General features: G+C 47.0%; 3 protein-coding genes. All 3 read right to left on the minus strand.

Going from position 1 to position 1,747, the window contains the following annotated elements; genetic code table 11:
- Positions 1–53: 53 nt before the first annotated feature.
- On the minus strand, positions 54–512 hold the full coding sequence (locus VN105_RS17325) for a DMP19 family protein (RefSeq protein WP_325642789.1): 459 nt from the start codon (positions 510–512) through the stop codon (positions 54–56).
- 209 nt (positions 513–721) lie between these two features.
- A complete protein-coding gene (locus VN105_RS17330) occupies positions 722–1,198 on the minus strand; it encodes a DUF4126 family protein (RefSeq protein ID WP_325642790.1) in 477 nt (158 codons plus the stop codon).
- 78 nt (positions 1,199–1,276) lie between these two features.
- On the minus strand, positions 1,277–1,747 hold a 471-nt coding region (locus VN105_RS17335), incomplete at its 5' end, for an FAD-dependent oxidoreductase (RefSeq protein WP_325642791.1).

A 1,747-nucleotide genomic window follows, 5' to 3' on the forward strand; every position in this document is an offset into this window, starting at 1 on the left:
CCCCTTGATCCCATATATAAAAAGCCGCTACAATTTGTAGCGGCTATAAAGAATCAATTAATATCATTCGCCAGCCACCCGTTAACGGCAGCTGCACTGCTGCTGATAAAAGGGCAGATTTCCGCTATGAAAGACTTTCCCGTTTTAAAATACGCAATGGAAATAACGTGCAGCTCATTCTTCAGTGTATGCTCATCTGTATATGGGCTTTCCAGGAATTGCTGATAATGTGCATCCTCCTCCAGGCATTTTTCAATGGACTGTACGTAATATAAATGGGCAGTGGTAGCATCTGCGGCAAGAAGCATCGCTTCTATTTCCGCCAGGTAAGCTCCCTGGAGGTTATAGATCAATTGTGCAAAACCTCCCTGTACCACGTGGTAATTGAAAAGATCTGCCAGTAAAACAAACTGCACTGCCTGGGGATAATCGGTGGTATGTGTACCGGACTTAATGGCGTTACGGATTTGGTCATTTAATTCACTCAGCAGGATATCGCAGTTTTCTTGCATGGGTAGTAATTATTTTCATGAGGTGTTCTTCTCTAATATCAGCATAAAATGGATAGAAGGACTGGAAAACAAAAGAGGGAATGGATTTTTTCCGTTCTCTCTGATCCAGTTGCCAACCAGGATCCAAACCTGGACAAACAGCACCAAAATCTGTAGTACAGGCATTGTTTTACCGGGTTGCAAATGTAATTTTTCGCTAAATAAAATAATTATCTTTTTTTCCTGATAGACAATGCTGCAATACCTACTGCTACAGCGTCTTCCAGGCCACCCACGGCTGCATCTTTTATTTTCAATTTCCTGCCGGTGGCTTTACGCAAATAAAAGAATGCATACGCTGCAGCCACCGCTGCCACTCCGCCAATCAATGCGCCTTTCCAGGCCTTGCCTCCTTTGGCCTGGTATAAAGTAGCCCCAGCCAACGCGCCGGACAAGGCCCTCCCCGTGATACCGGTAGCGGCTATACGATTTCCAATACCGGGCGCTTTGTCCACTACCAGCTCACCAGCTGCCATAGTTTGCAGGTAACGGGAAGTTCCCGTTTTCTGCATAAAACCCAAAGGCGATTTACGCAGCCTATCCGACGGTTGTTGGCTAACAAAATAACTGGCAAAAGCAGGGCCCATAGCGCTGCGCATCCCGGTAACCATACCCAGGCCAATAGCCCGGCAAATAGTAGGTATCATAGCTTTTTTCATACTGCTGCCGCCACAATCTTTATGCCATGCATACCCTCTTTGCTTCTGCTTGCTATCCGGCAATAACTACTTCACCGGCGCCGCCGATAAACGTTGATGGTCTTTTTCCAGCTGCGCCTTCAGCTGCTCATAATCCACTTCCTGCACCGCTTTATTACCATTGATAGCTAATACCGCTGCGGTAGCAGCACTTTGCCCCAGGATCATAAACACCGGTTCCATCCGGATAGAGCCATAGGCAATATGTGAGGCGGAAACGCATACCGGTACCAGCAAATTACTGCACTCCTGCTGTTGCGGAAGTATAGACCCATAAGACACCTGGTAAGGTTCTTTTATGTCCACGCCTATGTCGCCTTCATTCTGCACATAACCGTCTTTTTTCACATATCGTTGCGCATTATGCGCATCCAGTGTGTAAGAACCCATACCAATAGATTGTGGCACCGGAGTTTCTCCAAGCACGGATTGCTGGGTCATAACATGCACGCCTTTCATGCGTCTTGCTTCGCGTACATACAACTGGTGCGGCCAGTT

Source organism: Chitinophaga sp. (assembly GCF_035564935.1).
In the GTDB taxonomy this organism is placed as follows: Bacteria; Bacteroidota; Bacteroidia; order Chitinophagales; family Chitinophagaceae; genus Chitinophaga.